The 21,205-nt window shown below is 47.0% G+C and carries 10 protein-coding genes; 3 read left to right on the forward strand and 7 right to left on the reverse strand.

From position 1 onward, the window contains the following. Nucleotides 1-41: 41 nt before the first annotated feature. The 3 genes from QUA71_RS14595 to QUA71_RS14605 form a co-directional block, all read right to left on the reverse strand. A complete protein-coding gene (locus tag QUA71_RS14595; RefSeq protein WP_333285946.1) occupies nt 42-2,573 on the reverse strand; it encodes a DUF3769 domain-containing protein in 2,532 nt (843 codons plus the stop codon). Nucleotides 2,574-2,867: 294 nt separating this feature from the next. Next, on the reverse strand, nt 2,868-2,984 hold the full coding sequence (locus QUA71_RS14600) for a photosystem II reaction center protein I (RefSeq protein ID WP_039887172.1): 117 nt from the start codon (nt 2,982-2,984) through the stop codon (nt 2,868-2,870). Nucleotides 2,985-3,062: 78 nt separating this feature from the next. Continuing rightward, nucleotides 3,063-5,033: a hypothetical protein gene (locus QUA71_RS14605; protein WP_333285947.1), complete on the reverse strand. Its 1,971-nt coding sequence runs from the start codon at nt 5,031-5,033 to the stop codon at nt 3,063-3,065. Between the two features lie 182 nt (nt 5,034-5,215). On the opposite strand from QUA71_RS14605, the gene QUA71_RS14610 reads away from it, so the two are divergent. Next, nucleotides 5,216-8,791, forward strand: coding sequence for an alpha-mannosidase (locus QUA71_RS14610; RefSeq protein WP_333285949.1), 3,576 nt, complete (start codon nt 5,216-5,218; stop codon nt 8,789-8,791). Nucleotides 8,792-8,980: 189 nt separating this feature from the next. Here QUA71_RS14610 and QUA71_RS14615 read toward each other — a convergent pair whose 3' ends face one another. The 3 genes from QUA71_RS14615 to QUA71_RS14625 all read right to left on the reverse strand — a co-directional run bounded on the left by QUA71_RS14615 (nt 8,981) and on the right by QUA71_RS14625 (nt 11,281). After that, complete coding sequence (locus QUA71_RS14615) at nt 8,981-10,171, reverse strand: anion transporter (protein ID WP_333285951.1); 1,191 nt, start codon at nt 10,169-10,171, stop codon at nt 8,981-8,983. Nucleotides 10,172-10,351: 180 nt separating this feature from the next. Continuing rightward, nucleotides 10,352-10,939 carry a cytochrome b gene (locus QUA71_RS14620; protein WP_333285953.1) on the reverse strand — a complete coding sequence of 196 codons (588 nt, stop codon included), beginning with the start codon at nt 10,937-10,939 and terminating at the stop codon, nt 10,352-10,354. A 147-nt stretch (nt 10,940-11,086) separates the two neighbouring features. Beyond that, complete coding sequence (locus QUA71_RS14625) at nt 11,087-11,281, reverse strand: hypothetical protein (protein WP_333285955.1); 195 nt, start codon at nt 11,279-11,281, stop codon at nt 11,087-11,089. A gap of 296 nt (nt 11,282-11,577) precedes the next feature. Between QUA71_RS14625 and QUA71_RS14630 the strand changes: the two genes are divergently transcribed. After that, the gene (locus QUA71_RS14630) at nt 11,578-15,531 is read left to right on the forward strand and encodes a PAS domain S-box protein (RefSeq protein WP_333285957.1); all 3,954 of its coding nucleotides are present in this window, start codon (nt 11,578-11,580) and stop codon (nt 15,529-15,531) included. Nucleotides 15,532-15,960: 429 nt separating this feature from the next. Here the strand turns inward: QUA71_RS14630 and QUA71_RS14635 are convergent, their stop codons facing one another. After that, on the reverse strand, nt 15,961-20,412 hold the full coding sequence (locus tag QUA71_RS14635; protein ID WP_333285959.1) for a tetratricopeptide repeat protein: 4,452 nt from the start codon (nt 20,410-20,412) through the stop codon (nt 15,961-15,963). Nucleotides 20,413-20,451: 39 nt separating this feature from the next. Here QUA71_RS14635 and rpiA point away from each other — a divergent pair, with 39 nt between their 5' ends. Beyond that, on the forward strand, nt 20,452-21,168 hold the full coding sequence (rpiA, locus tag QUA71_RS14640) for a ribose-5-phosphate isomerase RpiA (protein ID WP_333285961.1): 717 nt from the start codon (nt 20,452-20,454) through the stop codon (nt 21,166-21,168). Nucleotides 21,169-21,205 lie beyond the last annotated feature (37 nt).

Genomic DNA, 21,205 nt, shown 5'->3' on the forward strand with positions numbered 1-21,205 from the left:
TTCCCCATGCCCAATGACCAATGCCCAATTAGCCAATTGAATTAATCGGATAAACGCACGCCTCCTTCTACAGTTCGCGCGTCCCCGGAAAAAGGTTGGGGAGTCCCATTCCAGTTGAAGTCGCTAATTCTAAAAGTCAGGCTGCCGACTTGACGCTCAGGATTAAAACGCAAAATGATTGCGTAGCTGCGGCGACTGTATTCTAAAGTGTAATTCGTACTGATGGTTTCCCCGCTTTCTAAATTAATACCACTTTGAAATCCAACTCGAAAGCCTCCGTAAACTTGCTGGACAAGCCCAAAAGACAGGACTCTCAAATCTACTAAGCGATCGAATAAAAACGGCGAGATACCGTCGCGCCCCACCTGGGTATAAGTCACGTTAAACCCAGTGTAATCGAGGAAAGGCCGGGAGAAATGACCGAACTGCCCTTGAATGCCGACGCTGCCGGCGAGCGAATTTTGTCGATCGCCGCTGCTGTAATAAGTGCCAACTCCCCGGAGTCCCAATGCCAGTTGCAAGAAAGGAACCACCGGGGTTCGCGTATACCTCAAACCCTGGGTGGGAGTGCGGGGCAGGGGTTCGCCCTCCCACAAGTTGAAGCCGCGGCTCAAGGCGAAGCTAAGTTGGGAACGCCCCAGATCGACGCGGTTGTTTTCCCGCACTGGTTCGAGCAAGTCTGGTCGATCGGTGTCAGCATTGATAAATTGATATCCAGCTTGGTAGCTGAGATTGATGCCAGTGCCTCCGAGTTCGATGACTGGGGAAGTGAGGACTGCCCCGAGGCTGCTCTGCACGGTTTGATAGCCCAGAGAACCGTTAAACAGCCGATCGCGATAACTGTATTCTGCTGCCAGAGAGTGAGTGCCGATCAACTGCCGCAGGCGCAAATTGCCCCGAAAGCTGTCTTCCGGCAAGTTCGGGAAATTTTCAAAACTCAGAAATATTGCCGATCCGTCGAGCCTGGTGCGCGGGCCCAGAGAGGCGCCCAACCTCGCTCTGAGCCCGTAGCTGTCGGTAAAAAACGGATTGCCACCGTGCTCTGCCACAATCCGCTGAAGGTAAATTTGCGGCGTCAGAGTCAGCCGCACCGGCCCGTTTTGCAACACCTCAAAACCGCACTCGGCATACAAACCGCCTCTTTCGCCCCCGTCGTAACCAAAGGTCAAACACGGGCCGCTCTGCTGCCGGCTGTCAAACACTTGCCTGCGGGGATACACGGGTATTTTCACCCGGTTGTCGAACACCAAGCGGGGTTTAGTTGTGACTAATTCCTCTGCCGTGGGCGAAATCCTTCTAATCGTCGCCCTGCGCGCCCTGTATTCAAATTCCGGGGGGGAAAACGGGTCGTTAGTAAGTCGAATGTTGGTTGCTACCCTCGCGCCGTCTGGCTGCAGTTCGATGCGTTCTGCTTCAAAGCGGACGCGGTTGACGGCACCAGTAACTCGGGGGGCTGCTAGCTGTCCGCCGCCACCGATAGTCACTGTAGCAGCGCCGGGGGATTTGACTCCGCGCAGGGGCTGCTGGCTGGTAATTCGATCGCTCAGCGGCTGTTCGAGAATCGTCCCAGCACTGATATCTGTCGGCAGTGTGGGGGTCAATTCGCTACCTGCTGCGGGCAGGAATATTTCGCCGCTGGCTTGTTCGACTGCGCCGCTGTTGAGGCCGAGATTGAACTCCATCCGCTGGCCGCGCACTACTTGTTGGCCGCGGGTATAGGCGACATTGCCGGATGCTACCACTTGGCGGGTGACTAAGTTGACGATCGCTCGATCGGCATCAATCACAGTTTGCCGGAACCGCACAACGACATTACCAACCGCCGTCACAATTTGCTGCTTGTCGTCGAATTCTTGGCTGTCAGCCTTAACTTCAATAGTATCGGCCGGAGTCACCGGAAAAGGCACCGTCCGCTGAGAAGGGGCGGTGCGGACTCCCGGCGGGGCGGCTGGTTTAGGCTTCGGTGTCGGCGCCGCGGGTGTTCTGGGTGCGGGGGCAGTTCCTGGTGTGGGAATGTCGAACTGCTGTTGCCCGCTGGGTGCTGGTTCCGGCGCGGGTTCTGGAACGGGAATCTCCGCAGGTACGGGAGAGTTATCTTCTAACTGCCGGCCTTGGGCCTGATACCAACTTTCCTGCTTTCCGACAACATTCCTCTCCTGTTGTTTCTGCGCCTCTGCGGTTCGTTTTCGATTGCGAATGGCAAGGGCATTTTCTACCGAACCCAATTGGTAAGCCGTAAACGAGGAATCTTTCGGAGTTTCCGCAGTTTCGGGTTCTCCCACAGGAGGCCGACGCTGAAATCCCACCACTGCCTCGCCGCTTTCCACTGCACCTAGGGGGTCGGCGATTTCTGGAGGCTGGCCGGTGGCTGGGGTAGTGCCGAGGAGTGTGGCTGCTGGTTCTGCTGGGGCTGGTGTGGGTTCTGGCTCAACAATATCTGGGCTTGGTTCCGGTATTTCTGCGGGGTTGCTGCGGGTGTCTCCATCGCCGGCCGCGACAGTGAGGGCGACTTTTTTTGGCTTTGCGATGTAGATGATGCCAGGAGGTTCTGGCGGCGGTACCGGATAGGGCATAGTTACAACAGGTAAGTCATCCGATTTTAGATTTTAGATTTTAGATTTTATAGGGTGCAAATTATTAAAAATTTTTGCATCTAAAAGGCAACTGTTTAGACATTAATCTGACATCTAAAATTTGCAGTGGTTTTGGCGCGCCGGAATATGGCCGCTTTCAGAACTTGCTTCCGCCACAAGATAACCTCGCTGCTGGTGCGAGGTCAAGTTTTTTTCGACTAATTTTTGCGAGTTTGCGGGCTAGCTGGGGGGCTGCGGTGGCGTACCCCCCAGCCACCGGGCGGGATAACTTGTTTATTCCATGTCTCTGCGGTTGGGGTTCCGGGCTGGGTCATTGGACAAAAATCCAAATATGAACAGGGAAACAAAAAATAAAACAACTACATTAACTACGATTTTGAGGGTTAGCACTGTGGGAGTCTCCAAAGATGGCATAATACTGAGCTGATTTGCTGCTGTTGCAGCAACTTTTTTATCATAAGCTAAAGATTAGTCAATTTTATCTTTGCTTTTGAGGATTTTTGGCAAGTTGATTTTTGCCCAATTCCAGAGTTGCTCGGCGATGTTTTCTAGCCGCAGCATAACTCGATCGAGCCATTCGAGCACTTGTTCTAGCGGGTGCTTAATGTATCCCATCGATTCTGCTTTTGTTTCTAAGTATTCGCCCTCCGGTGAGACGCCTGCGCTAGCATTTTTTGGTTCGGCTGCGGCGGGGGTTGCGGCGGTGTATCTGCTAGTTTGCGCGGTGATTGCTGCTGGGGATTGGTTGTTTTGTGCGGTGTTCGGGTTTGTGTTCTTTGGCACTTGGGTTTCCGGCGCGCGCCCTGGGGTTGATTCTGCTGCGAGTGCAGAGCTATTTTTTTGAGTAACTGCTAAATCAGATAAATCAGATGCTGTTTGGGGTTGACTTTTTGAGCTTTTTGTCAGCAAGCTCTGTTTTAGCTGCCCCAGCAGGCTGTGAAGTGCTTCGGGGTAAGGGGATATTGAGACTGCGGTCGATCGACCTTCTGCCAATTCTCCTAATTCTGCTATTTTCTCCTTGACTTTGGCGCTGCTTTGAGCTGCTGCCTGGGGTTCGGAACTTCCGTCGATTAAATGCTGCGGTGCAGCTTCCCCGAATAAGTCTTGCCAGTTCAGCCACGGTCGATCGACCTCTGGGCTATTTTGTTTGTTTTCTTGTTCTTGTCGCTGTTTCAAATAATACTGAATTGCGACTGATTTCTCCGTATTATCGCTGGCCGCCGTTTCTTTGCCCAAAAGGTGGTCTACTGACGACCAAATGACTTGTTCGATGTTTCGAGCGTATTTTTCTAGGATGTCGCGGGCGGAAAAATCTAAATTGGTTTCGGCGCCGGATGTGTCAATTTTTACTCCTGAGTTTTCTGTGGGTGCGGCGATTGTTTTTACCGATGGCGGTAGGGTAAATTCTTCCAGGTTGACGGCGGCGCGATCGAGTAATGTAACAAAGGAGAGAGGAGTAGGGGGTCGATCGAACTTGCTGTTAAAATTAGTTTCTAATTTTGGGGTATTGTGGTCGATCAAATTCGATGCCGCAATTGACTGCTGTGCGGTTTTTGCTTCGATCTGGGCGCGGGCTTTTTGAACTAAGATTGAATTGCGGTCGATCGATTTTTTAACTGCGAGGATTGATTCTCCAAACTGATTTCTTTTCAGAGCAACCGGACTCGTCTGAAGCCATGCCATCAATTCCCAAAAACGACGCACCGGCGGCAAGTGCGCTTTTTTGGCAGCCGACTCCAAACCGAGATTAAATTTTAATTCTTTTTGGGTAATTTCCCGCCGTTCGGGCCCGCAGTTTGCTACTTCCCAAGTTATGCGACCTTCGAGCAGTTCCTGCTGTTCGGGTGTCAAAATATCTAAAATCTGATTTTCTCTTCCCACTAATACTAAAGTGCGGGCTGGGATAAAACTGGCAATTCCCTCAACTTTCGCTTGCGGTTTTAATCCAGTTTTAGCAAGCGGAAGTTCTAAGACGGAAGTGGTTTGATGCTTTGTGATTTGGCCGCTAAAATTGATTGCCGGATGTAAATTGTTAGCAGTATTTCCCTGATTAATTAACAGCGGGAAGGTGGCTAAAGTTTTCGCGGTTTGCGACGAGGTTAGTAAATTTTCGGCGAGGTGCAAAATTTCGGCGATCGAACTTTCCTCGGAAATTTCCCCCTGATACCAATTTTGTTGCCCATGGGGATTGGCGTCCCCAACAAATTCTTGTAGTTCAGGTAAATCTACTTTTTGGCTGGATTCCCGCAACTGTCGGCCTAGCAGGCGGGAACTTTGCACCAGCAAATAAGCTGGATAAAGCAGAATTTGGGTGGCAGTGAGAGTTGCTTCTTTAATGTGACGCCAAGTTCGATCGCAATTGTCAGCGACTTGGCGGGACTGTTTGGATATAAAATTTAATAGTCGGCTTTGGTAGGGGCCGTAGTAACCGTTAGACATAAGTTTTATTATTTAATTCAGATTTTTGAGTCGCGTCGGCATTGCGAAATATTGCTGTAAAATCAAAGCGAGATCTTAATCGCAGCTTCAAACCCTCTGAAACCTTTATTTCTTCGCGTCCTTTGCGTCTTCGCGGTTCAATCCGATCTTTGATTAATACACAATTCCTATTTTAGCGAAATATGAGCGCTTCTGTGTCACCTGCTAGCAACAATATTTCTGCCACTGTCGAAAAGTTGCGCCGCCTCAGCCAAGTGGAGGTTCAGTCTGGTTGGAGGTACTGCGATTCTGACTCGGCTGTCTCTTCGGTAAATATTTGTAACAGCCCTGTTGCTGAACTTAACAGCAAAGGACATATTGCTTGGCCGTCTGGGAAGCAAGTTTTGTATTTAGGCCAGCAATTTTTAATTCCTGACAATTTACACGGCTATCCTGTGGTTGGTTTGCGGTTGCTGCTGGGCTTGACTTGGTGGGCAGAAGATGCTCAAATTTTTGTGAACGGCGAGTTAGTCGGACAGGGAGATTTATTTGATTTTGCCGATCGAGTTGTGTTGAGTTCCTCGGCAAATCCCGGAGATGAATTTTTAGTTATTTTGCGGTTGGTAAGTCCGGGTCACGATAACGGTGCTTTAGTGCGATCGATTTGTTGGTACGAAGCTGCTGACTCTTCTTGTTTCGATCCGGGTTTTGTGGCTGCAGAATTAGAGATTTTGCAAAATTCGCTAACTCAAAATTTAGAAAATTTCAATTCCCAATACCTCTCCACTGAAACACTAGCAAATCGCCCCATGTTTGTCAAGGGGGAAACGCTGAAATCGGAGATTGATTTGGCGATGGGTTTGATTGATTGGTCGGCGGTGGACGATCGCGAAAAGTTCGATCGCTCGCTGTCTGTTTTGCGGCACAATTTACTGGGATATCTGCGGACTTTTTCTGGGGATTTAGATGAGGGAACCGCAGAGGGCGCAGAGGGCGCAGAGGGAGGAAGAAAAGATGAGGTTTTTGAGGTTAGAGAGAATAGCAATTCTACATCTATATATATAGGAGAAAGCGGCGGGCTGACATCTATATATACAGGTAAAATCTATTTGGTGGGTCACGCTCATTTAGACTTAGCTTGGCTGTGGCCTGTCCCGGAAACTTGGGAAGCGGCACAGCGAACTTTTGAGTCGGTATTGAAATTACAATCCGAGTTTCCCGATTTGATTTTCTGCCATTCAACTCCGGCGCTTTATGCTTGGATGGAAGAAAATCGGCCCGACTTATTTGCTGCGATTAAAAAACAGGTGGCGGCGGGTTGTTGGGAAGTTGTCGGCGGGATGTGGGTAGAACCGGATTTAAACTTGATTTCTGCTGAATCAATGGTGCGGCAAGTTTTTTACGGACAGCGTTATGCAAAAGAAAAATTTGGGGAATTGATGCGGGTAGCTTGGCTACCGGATACTTTCGGTTTTGGGTGGCAATTACCTCAGATTTTGCGGCAAGGTGGAGTTGATTATTTTGTGACGCAAAAGTTGCGTTGGAACGATACAACGGAATTTCCCCACGGTGCGTTTTGGTGGGAAGGGTTGGACGGTACTAAAATATTTAGCATGATGTCTGCTCCAATTGGCGAAAGTATAGAATCTGTGAAAATGGCAAGTTATGCTTTTGACTGGCAAGTTAAGACTGGTTTGCAAGATGCTCTTTGGTTGCCTGGGGTTGGCGACCACGGCGGTGGCCCGACTCGTGATATGTTGGAGGTGGCGAAACGCTGGAAAATGTCGCCTTTTTTCCCGAAGTTGGAGTTTGCGAAAGCGGTTGATTATTTGTCTTTGATTGAGAGTCAGTTTTTGCCTGAAGTTGCGGCAACTAAGTCCGAAAGCTATGTTCCAGAATCCGACAAGCAGGAAAATTTACAGGCGGGAGAATTTTCAAACTTATCGGCAATTTCGGATGCAAATCATTCCATCTCACAACTCAAAACTCTTCCCCGCACTCTCCCTGTTTGGAAAGACGAACTTTACTTAGAATTCCACCGCGGTTGCTACACGACTCGCGCCGACCAAAAACGCCAAAACCGCCGCTGCGAAGAATTGCTCTACCAAGCGGAGTTGTTGTCTTCGCTGGCAACGATTTGTACGGGTGCAGTTTATCCGAAATCCGAATTAGAATCAGCTTGGAAACAGATTTTGTTTAACCAGTTTCACGATATTTTGCCCGGTTCTGCGATCGCCCAAGTCTACGCGGATGCTAATCTAGCTTTTGCCGAGGTCGATCGCGCTTGTCGCGAAATCTTGCTAAAATCTTTGGATGCAATCTCGGCTCAAATTTCTCTGCCGAATCCCCCGCAGCCCGACGCTCAACCGATTTGGATTTTCAATACTCTCAATTGGTCGCGCTCTGAGGTTGTCGGCGTACCGCTTCCCGATGCCGCTGATTCAGCTTGGCAAATTTACGATTTTTCCCGACGGCGATTGGCTTCACAGATTCTCAGGGGCGATCGACTCGAATCGCAATCTAAACTATTATTCTGGGCAAATAATCTCCCTGCCGTTGGCTACCAGGTGTTTTGGCTGTGTCGCGAAGACGCTCAAACTGTGGATAATGCGTCCGCGAGTCCAGAAATTGAAAAAAAGATAGAGTTATCAAAACTTACATACGGTATAGCACAAAAAAACACAGTTAGTCAAGAAACGCCTTTTGCAGCCGCACAAATGGTTTTAGAAAATGAATTTATTCGGGCAACAGTAGACGGACAAACCGGGGATTTATCCAGCATTTGGGATAAAGTAAATAACCGAGAAGTCCTGAATGCAGCAGGCGGCAATCAACTGCAAGCATTTCAAGACAGCGGTCAATATTGGGATGCTTGGAACATCGATCCCAATTATGAAAAACATCAACTACCAGCGCCGACACTCAAAGATATTTCCTGGATAGCACAGGGAGAAATACGGCAGAGTTTGCGCGTAGTCCGACAAATTGGCAAATCGGAGTTTTGCCAAGATTATATAGTAGAAATAGGTTCGCCCCTGCTGAAAATCAAGACAGTTGCAGATTGGCAAGAAAAGCACGTTTTAGTAAAAGCAGCCTTTGGCTTAAATGTAGAAGCAGATTTTGCAACTTGCGAAATTCCCGGTGGTGCGATCGCACGCACAACTAAACCGCAAACACCAGCCGAAAAAGCCAAATGGGAAGTGCCGATTTTGCGCTGGACTGATATCAGCAATGACGGTTTTGGAGTCAGTTTGCTCAATGATTGCAAATACGGTTGCGACCTTCAACCGAATCAAATTCGGCTGACTTTGCTTCGGGGTTCGACTTGGCCGGATGAACAAGCAGATGTAGGAGTTTCCGAATTTACTTGTGCAGTGTATCCCCATGCTGGAAATTGGCAAGAGGCCGGCACAGTTCGGCGCGGCTATGAGTTGAATTTGCCGCTGCTAGTAAAGGTGTTGCCACAGTTGGGAGAAAATCGAAACAAGAGTTTACCCGCAGTTTGTAAATTCTTGGATTTGTCGGCGGAAAATTTAGTTTTGATGGCGTTTAAACAGTCGGAAGACGATTCTAATGTGTGGATTTTGCGCTGTTGCGAATCCGAGGGTAAAGAGGCTGTGCTAGAATTGAATAGTGATTGGGGATTAGAAATTGTAGGGCCAGTAGATTTGTTAGAACGACCGGGCCATTTGTCGGAAAAGTTGTCGGAAGGAGGAGGATTTAAGATAGAGCCTTGGAAAATCGGGAGTTTTACAATTGTGTCCAAAACAGATACCTAAAGACTTTATACCGCAATAGGCGATCGGCTATAAACCTACCTTTTTACCTCTCATTTATTCTCTTCTCATCTCCCCTCTGCGCCCTCTGCGCCCTCTGCGGTTCATGAAAAACAAATCCAGTTCGCACAGGTAAAAGCCCGAGGCTAAAATTTAATTGTATGACCGTGATACTGCAATGATTATAGCCTTTTAGTACAGCCAAAAATAAGCTATTGCCAAAGTAACGAAAGTCAGCGGCAGCCCGAACCGCAAATGTTCTTTAAAAGTCAGCCGATCGCCTGATTTCCGTGCAGCAACTTCAGCTACAATCAAATTAGCCACAGAACCCAACAAAGTTAAATTCCCCGCCAGAGTAGAACCCGCCGCCAACAACAGCCAAGCTTGTGTATCTGTTTTGACAATCACCGATTGCAGAACTAACACCGCGGGTACGTTAGAAATTAAGTTAGAAAGAATTACCGTTACTCCCAACAAACTCAGTGGCGTATTAGTCAAAGTAGTTAAATTGTCCAACAAACCCAGTTGTTGAGTTGCTTTAGTCACCACAAACAATCCCGCAAACATTACTAGCAAATTCCAGTCCACGCCTTGCAAAATGCGATCGGACTTGACGCGCCTAGTAATTAACAATATACTGGCAGCTATCCAGGCAGATTCTGCTAAAGGTGCACCCGCTAAAAAAGCTACTAAAAGTGCTGCTGTCACCCACAAACTTTTTGCTAGTAAAGGCTTGAACAATCGATACCTGACTTGAGTAACCTGCGGCAAAGATTTGCAAGAACGCACTTCTGGATAAAGCAAGTATAGCCAAGCTACTTGAACCAGCAAACAAATTAAAGCTACTGGTGTCAGAGACCGGGCAAATTCCACATAACTAATTCCCGAAAAAGAACCGACGAGAATATTTTGCGGGTTGCCACTCACAGTCGCCACTGAACCTAAATTAGTACCTCCGGCTAAAGCTAAAAGATAAGGGATAGGATTGAGAGACAAAGAGCGAGTCAGACTCAGCGTTAAAGGGGCCAGCAAAATAGCAGTAGTGTCGTTGAGAAAAAATGCCGATAAAATGCCGCTGCCAAAAGTAACTGCCACCATAATGCCGAAAGGAGAACGAGTAAAGCGAGTTAAAAACTCCAAAGCGAGTTGAAAAAAACCCGATGCTCCCAAAGCCGAATTAACGACCATCATTCCCAGCAAAAAAACGATCGTATTTGGGTCGATCGCCTCCCAAGCAGTTTTGAGGTTAAGTATTCCCAAAGCCACCGCAAAACCTGACCCGACAATTGCAACCGCCGCCCGGTTCATCCGCAGCCCCGGCAAATATCCCAAACCGAATCCCAAGTAGGTCAGTCCCAATACTAGGTATTTGAGTGTTATCATATATACTTAAAATCCTTGATTGCCGCTTTTTTCCATTGTCTGGGATGCTAAAAGTACAGACCGGGTAATTGCAGCTAAACCTGCTGGCATTGCAACTAGCGCTAAATATCGCCGTGGAAAATAGCCAGTTTTGCAGTAAATTTATCAATACCAATTGAGATATAGTACCTTATGGCAAATTTATCCAACCTTTTGAGACTTTGCGAACTTAGTGCGAACAAAATTTGCCAACCGGCGCCAATTAGCCCTCACAACTTTCTTCTGATCTATAATATGCAAAATCGCGAACGCTAAAAATGTGTACGCCAGCCAAAAATGCAAACTCCTTCCCAGATCAACCATTGCGGAATTCTGCCGAAACATATCCGGCAAAACAATTCCGAAAAATTTCACATTGTTACTTTTGTAAGAGTTAGAAAGCAAGAAACCAGCAACCGGAACTAGCCACATAAAAACGTACAAAGTTGCGTGCAGAGCAAAATTTTTGTACCATTCCTTTGTAAACTTTGGCAGGCGTTTCGTATATTTTTTCCACCATACCCGCAGCAGAGTTAAAATCCGCCAAGTCAGTAAAGCCATTGTCAGCACTCCTACGGATTTGTGAAAATCGTAAAGGGGGCCTCGAATAAACAATTCTCCTGGCAATCGAGCCATAGAGGTACCGGTAATAAACACCACTAAATAGCAAGCTGACATCGCCCAGTGTAGAGACATCAGTTGTTTGAACGCAGAATTAAGTCTGGGTTTGGCAGCGGGTGGGGTACTCACTCTTCCTTACCTCCTTAGCGTTTGCTGGACAAGATTAAGTATAAACTCTAGGACTAAAGCCCGTTACCGATTGGGCATTATAAGATTTACTTAACTTAATTATTGCAAATATTTATTAAGCTGTCAAATTAACTGTATTCACGATCGTCATTCCCAACACAAAACGCTCGTATTGGGGTCGATCGCCTCCCAAGCAGTTTTCAGGTCGAGTATCCCCAAAGCCACCGCAAAAGCTGACCCGATAATTGCAGCCGCCACCCGGTTCATCCGCCGCCCCGGCAAATATCCCAAACCGAATCCGAAGTAGGTCAGTTCCAATACTAGGTATTTGAGTGTTATCATATATACTTAAAACCATTGATTGTCGGTTTTTTTTATTGTCTAGGATGCTAAAAGTACAGACTGGGTAATTGCAGCTAAACCTGCTGGCATTGCAACTAGCGGGAAATAGCGTCTGCAGACCGTGTACCAACTAGAAACAAACACAGTGGTTGGATGGGGAAGCGAAAAGCAGGAGGCTGGACAAGTGGTATTTTTGTTACAACTTGTAACTTTTTTCAAACAACAGGTTTAATTTAGTTTCACAAAAAAGTTAAATTCCAGAAAGTAAAATTAATTACAGTCGAGTTAAGCTAAAAGTGTTTGCTAAAAAAAGTCATTCAAGCAACCCCGAAACCAACTATTCTCACTTGCTCGACACCGACGGCGAGTTCGCGACAGCAAAACTTTCGTGCAGCCACCAAGTCGAACAAGATTGGTATGGAACTCTCTATGAGAATTTCCCGGGCATTTACTTCGTTCTAGACGCTTTGGGAAGAGTTTTTTCGCTCAATCAATTCGGCGCGTCTCGCCTTGCCTACAAATCGCAGGAATTAATTTGTCATTCAATTTTTAACATATTTTACTGCCAAGAGCAAGGCAAAATGCAGGCAGAATTTGCCGGATTGGCCCAGCCGGAAAACGGTACACCAACTCCCAAAATTGCCTGTTGGGAAGGCTGCTTGACTTGCAAAGACGGCAGGATTATTAGGGTAAAAGCAACCGCGCGCCCAATGCCGGCGGTAGATTGGAAAATAGAGGAAAATACCAATGGTCGCTCAATTGCCAATTTCCAACGGCCGGCTGTACTGTTAGTTTGCGAAGAAATTAAGGCTGCTTCGCAGTCACCCACGTCGCTCAACCCGAGAGCAAATTGGCGCAGTCCAACTTTAGCGATCGCAAAATTAGCCAAAAGTCAACTTAAAGAACGCAACAATATAGAAGACTTCATCCGCGAAGTAACAGAAACCGCTGTCAGTATTGTCAACTGCGATCGAGCTAGTATTTGGCTGTATGGCGAAGACCAAACGCAGCTTCACTGCATCGACCTTTACGAACAAAATACTAAACTCCATTCCGTACAAATAATCATCACAGCATCCGACTGTCCCGCATATTTTCAAGCTTTAAAATCGGCAAGTGTGATCGCTACTGTGGCAGCAGAAAATGACCCCAGAACGCGAGAACTTGTCGGTCTTTATTTGCTCGATCAGGGCACGACTTCCCTGTTAAACGTACCGATTGTGCTAGCAGGTCAAATGGCGGGAATAGTCAGCGCCGAACGCCAGGGTTCCGACGGTGATTGGACGGAAGAAGAACACGAATTCACCCAAATATTAGCAGATTTTGTATCCTCAAGTTTGTCAGCTAGCGAAAAGTTAAAATTAGAAGCACTGCGGCACGAACAGCAGCAAAATTTGCTGACAAAATACTACGATCAACTAGAGGAAAGAGTAGAAAGACGCACGGCTGAACTCAAAAAAGCTAACCAAAAACTGCAACAAGAAATAATTAAAAGAAAACAAGCAGAAGCAGAACTACGCCTGCAGCAACAAGAACAGCAAATTATTTTTGATTCCGTACCGGCGATGATTTGGCTCAAAGATACCGAAAGTCGTCTGCTGCGAATTAATCAAGCCGCCGCTGCATCGAGAGGTGTGCCCGCAGCTCAATTAGAAGGTAAATCTTTTTATGAAATCTATCCAGACGAAGCAGAGCAATATTATTTAGAAGATTTGGAAGTAATCCATTCTGGTGTTCCCAAACAGGGCCAAGTCGAATTGCTACCCACAGCCTCCGGTCAAAAATGCTGGGTGCGGACAGATAAAATACCTTACCGCGACGAAACAGGTCAAGTCGCTGGCGTAATCGTGTTCGCAGTAGATATTACTGATTTAATTAGAGTCGAAAAAGAACTTCGAGAATATCGCGATCGCCTCGCAGAAAAAGTCGAGAAACGTACTGCTATGTACAGGCAAGCCATGACCGCTTTGTACTCGGCAAATACGCAACTGCAACAGTTAATTAACAACAGCTCCTCCTCGGGGGAAAATGGCAACAGCCACTCAGCAGCGCGGTTGCTCGAATGCGAAGCTTATTTTGAAGCAGTTGCCGTGGCTGACCGCGACACAATTTTGAGTGTCAGCAATAATTTTGCCGAACTTTTCGGTTACGAACCTGCGGAAATGGCGGGAATGAGCTTGCTGGAACTACTGTCGCCGAAATCATACAAACAGGCGCCACAAATGATTTCTGCAGCCAGCAATACAGTCTGTGAAACTATTTTTCTCAGGCGAGATGGAACTGCTTTTCCTGCTGACGTTCGCAGCAAATTCGTATTGTGGGAAGGTCGTTTAGTACAGGTGAAAGCAGTCCGAGACCTCACGGAACGCAAATTGACCGCAGCAGAATTAGAGCGATCGCGCTCTCTGCTGCACGCTACCTTAGAAGCAACAGCCGACGGCATTCTCGCAGTTACTACCGCTGGAGAAATGATTAGTTATAACGAAAAGTTAGTTCAAATGTGGGGAATTTATGAAGAAGTTAGAAACTCAATGGATAGAACGGTGCGGCTGGCATTTCTCACTAAGCAAGTTAAAGATCCGAAAGCTTTTTTGCAGAGAGTTAAAGAATTTTATAGCGATGCGGAGTCGGAAGGTTGCGATATTCTAGAATTTAAAGACGGGCGCACTTTTGAGCGCTACACGCAGCCAATTAGAGTCGGACAAAATATTATTGGCAGGGTGTGGCGCTTCCGCGATATTACCTCTCGCGAAAAGGTGACGGCAATGTTGGGAGATTCTCAAAGGCGCTTTCGGGCAATTTTTGATTCTTCTTTCCAATTTGTGAGCTTGTTGAAACCGGACGGCACTCTGCTGGAAGCTAACCAAACTTCTCTGGATTTTGCGGGAATTAAGCTACGGGATGTGGCTAATAAACCGTTTTGGCTATTGCCTTGGTGGGGAGATTCGGAGGAAGTTCAGGAACAGTTGCAAGAGGCGATTTCTCGATCGGCAAAAGGTGAATTTGTCCGCTATGAAGTGGAAGTTCAAGGTATAAATCGGACGGCAACTGTGGATTTTTCTCTCAAACCGGTCGCGGATGAAACGGGCAAAATAGTATTGTTGCTGCCCGAAGGTCGGGACATTACTCAAAGTAAGCAAGCCCAAGTCGCGCTGCGACAACAAATAGAACGGGAACGCTTGATCGCACAGATTCAATCGCGCATCCGTTCTTCTCTGGATCTCCAAGATATTCTCAACACTACAGTAGCGGAAGTGCGGGAGTTTTTGGCAACCGATCGCGTGCTGGTTTTCCGCTTCCGACCCGACTGGAACGGAGATGTGGTGGTGGAGTCGGTTGCAGAAGGATGGATGCCACTCAAAGGGATGGGAATTGACGATTGCTGTTTTGCCACTACTTACATCGGACAGTATTTAAAGGGCCGCATTCGCGCCATAGAGGATGTTCATACTTCTAATTTGAGCCAGTGTCACCTTAATTTTTTGGAGGCTTGTCAGGTGAAGGCAAATTTGGTGGTGCCGATTGTCCAGCAGGGAATAGAACCTAGGGAAGGTAACGGTTCTTGTCAAGTGCCGAAGTTGTGGGGTTTGCTGATTGCCCACCACTGTTCGGCACCCCGCCAGTGGCAGCAGTTTGACGTGGATTTGCTGAGTCAGTTGGGTACTCAAGTGGCGATCGCGATCGAACAATCTTTACTTTACCAGCAGCTAGCGGCAGCCAACCAGCGACTGGACGGGTTGGCGAATTTGGACAGTCTGACTCAACTAGCTAACCGCCGCCGTTTTGACGAGGTGATCAACCGCGAATGGGAGCAGTCGAGCTCTTTGGAACCGCTATCTTTGATTATGTGCGACATTGACTGTTTTAAACTTTACAACGACAACTACGGCCATCAAGCCGGGGATGCTTGTTTGCAGCAAGTGGCGCGGGCGATTGGGGATGCTTGCACAAGCGCACCCCCAGAACGCCTCTATTTGGCTGCTAGGTACGGCGGCGAGGAATTTGCGGTAATTTTGCCAAATACGGATATCGTGGCTGCACAGGCTGTTGCTGAGGGAATCCGCAGCCGCGTCAAAGCCTTAGCAATTCCCCACATTAAGTCTGTTGTCAGCGATTGCGTGACTCTCAGCATGGGGGTGGCGACGATTTCTGAAGGTCAAAACTCGCCGAAAATGCTGATTGAAGCTGCTGATAAGGCCCTTTATGGAGCTAAGTCTGGCGGGCGCGATCGAGTGGCGATTAGTGATTAGTCAGTAGTCAGGTTATTTTAGATTTTAGATTTTAGATTTGAGAATTGGGAATGACTGATGAAGCTTGTCGTTTGGAGCTTGTCTACAGTTGCATTCTTTTTTCAAACTGGCACCACAAAAAAAGCGATCGCCCTAACTGGCATAAAGTTAGTGCGATCGCCGTACTATGAATCAGCTATTTATCTATCAGACTCGGCGCGGAATTTTTACGCATTTCCACGGATTTTTTTACAAAATTTTACCGTGAGTAGCGTACAAATATCCAGAAACCACGTTTCTCTACCTGATATCTCTTTTTTTATTGAACCGCAGAGGGCGCAGAGGGCACAGAGGAAGAGAAGAGAGTAAGAAAGGAGTTCACAAATGATGAGGGATTGCTATGCCCATGCCCAATGCCCAATGCCCAATGCCCAATGCCCAATGCCCCACCTATTTAGCTAACAGTTTTTGAAACACCTCATACATATCCTCAGCCAACTTTTTAGGATTCCACAAAGGTGCGAGATGTTCTGGCTGTTTAGATTTTACTAAATGCTCTTTCACCGCATTTCTGAAACCAGCATCGCGGCCAAACTTAACTCCCCACTGCGTATATTCCTCCCAAGTCCACGCCGCACCAACATCAAGATTTGCACTTTTCAGAAAAGCGTAACCCATGCGCGAAAGATATTGGTCGCCGGATCGAGTTACCACTGGCAAATTCGCCCACAAAGCCTCTAAATTGTGAGTCCCGCCGTTGTAAGGATAGGAATCTAAAAGCACGTCGGCTACATAATAAATAGCGCGGTGTTCTTCTTCACTTCTGGTTTGCCCTATAAACTTAATCCGACCAAAATCTACTCCCTGAATTTCGCATTCTTGGCGGTAAGTGCTGTGAATAACATCGGGGTCGCCTTGACCTTTGCGGATTAACACACTATCTGGTACTTCCTTAAGAATTGTAACTTGAGCTCGTACCATTTCGGGATTGGTTTTTCGCCCTGGCGCAACGCACAGATAAGTCATTTGATCCAAGCCAATTCCGAGTGCATTTCTAATCGCCTCTCGATTCACAGGAATGCTTTGCAGTGCGCCAATTGCTACCGAACAAACAGGCAATCTTACTAACTGTTCTAAGTAATTTTTTTCCACACCAGGGGGGTGAGTGTGTTCGTCGCAGAGAAAGTAGTGATTATCTGAAATGTAGGGGGCGTCGAATCCCAGCCAAGACACGCAAATCCCCGCAGGATATTGATACAGCACTTCGACATTTGTTGGCACTGTCATAGAGTCTAAGTCTATCAAAACATCCAAGTTGTCTTGCGCTACTTCGGCGAAGATTTCACCGCCATCAGCAAAGCCGTTTGGATATTTTTTAGGCCAGTAAAACTTGCCAGCCATTTCTTCAAACCGCTGCGTAACTTCATCTCGGTGGAGTTTGCCGGTGACGTAAAGGTGAACGTGGGGGGTGATGTGGCTTAATTCGCGAATTAAAGCTTCGCTGCACCAGCCTACCGAGTGGCGGCGGAAGTGTTTGGAAAGGAAGCCGATTTTTAAAGGACGCTGTTCTTTTGTTTGGTAATGGGCTAGGTTGCTTCTGTTAACTTGCTGGCGCTGTGGAACGGCTTTTTGGTAGTATTCTTTGGCAATGAGTCTGTAGAAACTGGCATTTTTTTCGCGATTGTCTCGCAGGTGAGAAACTGCAAACAAGAAGATTTCGTAGAGAAGTTTTAGTTCCATTACGCTAAAAGTTTCGATCTTTTCGTAGCAGAGGTTTTCGATTTCTTCGAGTTTCTGAATAGCCTGTTTGCTGACACCTGATTGCAGGTACGAAAAGACATAGGCTGTAGCTGACATGACTAGGGCATTTTCGCCGCAGTTTTCGCAGTATTTGTCGGCTACGCTGCGGGCTCCGGCGAGGTTGGTGGAATGGCTTAGCAAGTCGCACAATTGTTGGTAGGCTTCGCTATATTTGGGGTTGCATTGGATCGCTTTTTCAAAATTGGCGATCGCCTCCAACGGCTTATCTTGTTTCTGAATGTGTCCCATGCGGCAGTAAACCTCTGCCCAATCCGGTTTTAATGCCAGGGCTTGCTGATAGCTGGCTAAAGCTTCTTCCAGCCGCCCTTGCATGGAAAAACAACTGCCGAGGTTAGCGTGAACTTCCGGCCAGTCGGGCTTGATTTTCAGGGTGTTTCGGTAATTAGTAATTGCTTCGTCGTACTTGTTTTGCTGTAAAAAAGAATTGGCTATATTGAAGTGCAAAACTTCTAATTGCGGCTTTAAAGCTACAGCTTTCTGATAGTAAGCGATGGCGGCGTCGAGATTGCCTTGTTGCGATCGCACGCTACCGATGTTACCGTAAGCTTCGGCCCAATCCGGTTTAATGGCGATCGCTTTTTCGTAGCATTCGATGGCTTCGTCGCGCTTTCCTTGGCTGAAAAGTCGATTACCTAAGTTAAAGTGGAAGTCTGCACCGACTAGCTGCGGGTTGAGTTCGGATGTTCTTTTAAAACAGGCGATCGCTGCTTGGATGTTGCCGTGTTTCTGATATACTTTCCCTAAATTCCAGTGAGCGCCCGCTAAATCTGGATTGAGGGCAATCGCTTGCTGGTAATGGGCGATCGCTTCTTCCAAACGCCCCATTTTGAAATACATACTGCCGATATTGGCGCGCACTTCCGCAAAGTTTGGCCGCAATTCTAGGGCTTGAGAATACGATCGAATCGCAGCTTCATTTTTGCCTTCTGCTTGCAAAGCATTGCCTAAAGTGACGTAAGCGTGGATGAAATCCGGTCGAATTTTTATCGCTTGCTGACACGCTGCGATCGCGTCTTTAATTTTACCTTCAACTAAAAAGTTTTCGGCGAGTTTTTTGTAGGGTTCTACTTCTTGAAAATTGGCAACTTGTCCGCTATCTGGAACATTGAGCGACGTAACTTGTTCGGAAAGCTCGGCGGGGTTTGTAAAGGGTGTATTTAAAGTTTCAGTGGTGGGCGCTGGCGGCAAATTGAGGCTCGAAGGCTGCAAGCCGTAGCCTTCATCTTTGTTGACAGATACTGGTTGCGATTCCCCTGATTCTGTTTCTAATTCGATAAAATTGCTATCGGTAGTTTCCCGCTCTTTTTGTGCGAGCAAACTCGATAGTTTCTCAGCAGCGCTGGCATCTCCCGGTTGCTGTTGCAGCACTTTTTGATAGCAAGCAATGGCTGCATCTAACTTTTCTTGCTGCTGCAAAACGCTGCCCAGCATCAAATTAACTGAGCTTAATTGAGGATTAATGGCGAGAGCTTTTTGATAATAATTGGCCGCCTGTTCCAATTGCCCTAACTTGTAATACATACTGCCGAGATTCGCGCTAGCTTCGGCAAATTTTGGCTGAATTTCTAAAGCTTGCAAGTAAGCTTGAATTGCCATTTCCAGTTGGCCTTGAGCGTGCTGGGCATTGCCCATTGTCAAGTAAGCTGCCGCAAAATCAGGTTTGAATTTAATCGCGAGATTGCAAGAGGCGATCGCCTTTTCAAATTCTCCTTGCAAAACATAAACTTCCGCCAACTTTTTATGAACTTCCGCATCTCCTGGATTCAACTCTAAAGCTTTCTGATAATTCTCGATAGCGCCACCGAGATCACCTGCATCTTTCAGCCGATTTCCCTTTACAAAATATGCTTGAGCTGCTTCTGAATCCACCAACGACTCCGTTATCATTTGCTCTGCCACTCTTACAGGTTTTACACTAATAATATTCAACCATTCTACCCACTCTCGGGAACGAACAGACCAAGTACACCCTCGATTTATATATTCTACCTGCTGCCTCAGATGATTTTCAGCAGTTGCGCCGCCCGCACCCGTACCCTCATTTAAAACTCCGACTATGGCCTCTAAAAACCTTCTTGTATATCCCTCCCAATCTGGTTTACCCGCCCGCTTCCAATTAGTTATCGATGCAAAATTTTCCACCCCTGACATTGAAACTAGACGGGCAAATCCAGCAGTTGTTTCCGGCAAAGCTGCCAATTCACTCGTCACAATCCGGCAACCGCTGGCCATTGCCTCCATCACGGCAATAGATGAGGTTTCCAAATAGGTATTCGGGTAAGCTAAAACCGCGACTGAACGCAGTTGCCGGACGAGTTCGGGTTGCGGTACGGAACCGATGTACTCGACGCCTTCTGTTTCCTGACACTGGCGGTAAAGTTGACCGAAAAAAAGCTTGTTATCATTGTCGTCTATTTGGTGTACTTTCATGCTTGAAAATACTTTTAATCTGGTTCCCGGGACAGCTTGACGAATTTCGGGAAAGACTTTTAACAAAATATCGAGTCCGCGAAATGGAGTGCTGGTGTAAGCTAGAATGGGCGGTCGAGATTTATGAGAGAGGAGAGAAATATTATCGGCGAAAATGTTAGCAAAACAAGGTGCGATCGCATTTCTTAAAACACAACTGCGATTGGAGTCAATCCCAAAGCGCCGATGAAATTGCTCGCGCTGCCAGTCGCTGACAAATACAAAGGCATCGCAAGCATTGATTTCTCGCTCATTTTTAAAATTTTCGAGGAATACAAAGCCCGGCTCGTTATGAATCCACAAAATTAATTGAGTTTGTTCCCCCAAAAGCGGCTTAACTTCCAGCGCTTTTCCGAGTATATTGACTATAACTAAAAAATCGAGCGATCGCAGCAATTCTAAATTAGATTTGTCCCCCACGCGCCGCCTGCAATCAACGCCGCGCGACATCCCCGGCTCAGAAGTATTGTTGAGCAAAAATACCTCGTTTCCCTGTGCAGCCAACGCCTCAGCTAAGTAACAAATAGCCGACTGAGTGCCGCCCAAAGGTTCGCGGTAAGGAGTTTCAATGTTGTAATCCCAAGTATAAGTATCAAGAAATCCGATTTTCATTAAATGGTATAATTTTAAAACTATTGAGGAGTACCGAAAATGACCACAGAACAAGATCCCGTAAAATTGATGAAACAGCAAGTCGGCTTTGCTGCTGCCGATCGCGTACAATCTGGTATGATTGTCGGACTCGGCACCGGGTCAACTACAGCTTATACTATTCAAGCATTGGGCGATCGCATAAAATCAGGTGAACTCAAAGATCTCAAGGGAGTGCCGACATCTTTTCAATCAGAAGTGTTAGCCAAACAGTACGGAGTACCGCTGACAACACTAGATGAAATTGACAGAATTGATGTGGCTATTGATGGCGCTGATGAAGTAGATCCCCACCTCAACTTAATTAAAGGTGGTGGCGCAGCCCATACCCGCGAAAAAGTAGTCGATTACCTCGCAACTCAGTTTATTGTAGTAGTTGACAGTTCCAAAATGGTTGATAAATTGGGTTCGACTTTTCGCGTACCTATCGAAGTTATACCGATGGCATTAACACCCGTGATGCGCGCCATTGAAAAATTAGGCGGTCAACCAGAACTCCGCATGGGTGTGAAAAAAGCAGGCCCGGTAATTACCGATCAAGGTAATATGGTAATCGATGTCAAATTTGATGACATTGCCAACCCCGGAGAAATGGAAAAAATCTTGAATAACATTCCCGGTGTGTTAGAAAATGGTTTGTTTGTAGACTGTACCGATTTGGTTTTAGTCGGCGAAATCCAAGACGGAAAACCAGTAGTACGGGAGATTTCTAAATAGTCAAAACTGGCCTACTGGTGGTCAAAAACTCTTTGTG

Source organism: Microcoleus sp. MON1_C5 (genome assembly GCF_036701875.1).
GTDB lineage: Bacteria > Cyanobacteriota > Cyanobacteriia > Cyanobacteriales > Microcoleaceae > Microcoleus.

Excerpts from the sequence above, each read along its gene's own strand:
- QUA71_RS14595 (WP_333285946.1), bottom strand. The coding sequence starts at position 2,573 with ATGCCCTATCCGGTACCGCCGCCAGAACCTCCTGGCATCATCTACATC.
- rpiA (WP_333285961.1), top strand. The coding sequence starts at position 20,452 with ATGACCACAGAACAAGATCCCGTAAAATTGATGAAACAGCAAGTCGGC.
- QUA71_RS14625 (WP_333285955.1), bottom strand. The coding sequence starts at position 11,281 with ATGATAACACTCAAATACCTAGTATTGGAACTGACCTACTTCGGATTC.
- QUA71_RS14610 (WP_333285949.1), top strand. The coding sequence starts at position 5,216 with ATGAGCGCTTCTGTGTCACCTGCTAGCAACAATATTTCTGCCACTGTC.
- QUA71_RS14615 (WP_333285951.1), bottom strand. The coding sequence starts at position 10,171 with ATGATAACACTCAAATACCTAGTATTGGGACTGACCTACTTGGGATTC.
- QUA71_RS14605 (WP_333285947.1), bottom strand. The coding sequence starts at position 5,033 with ATGTCTAACGGTTACTACGGCCCCTACCAAAGCCGACTATTAAATTTT.
- QUA71_RS14635 (WP_333285959.1), bottom strand. The coding sequence starts at position 20,412 with ATGAAAATCGGATTTCTTGATACTTATACTTGGGATTACAACATTGAA.